The following is a 253-nucleotide window of genomic DNA, read 5'->3' on the forward strand; positions in this document are numbered from 1 at the left end:
TTCCAACGTTATAAGCAACTCCGATGCTATATAAACGTGCTTTAAAATCTTCAATCTCCGTGGCATTACATATTACGGCCATAATTTAAGTTGCTACTTTAATATCAAAACCGTCTTCCCGTGGTACACCTTGAACTGGTCCCCCCAGGCCAATTACGCCGTTACGCCGGGCGCGCTCATGTAAGTCGGCCCAGCGTTTCCACGCGAGTTTACGCGGCGCAATTCCACGTGGGGTTCCGGGGGGGATATGATT

At 49.4% G+C, this 253-nt stretch carries 1 pseudogene; it reads right to left on the bottom strand.

Going from position 1 to position 253, the window contains the following annotated elements:
* Window positions 1-253, bottom strand: a pseudogene (locus JDS95_RS30745) (formate--tetrahydrofolate ligase); the annotation flags it as partial.

It is taken from the genome of Bacillus cereus group sp. N24, from assembly GCF_016483345.1.
Lineage (GTDB): Bacteria > Bacillota > Bacilli > Bacillales > Bacillaceae_G > Bacillus_A > Bacillus_A toyonensis.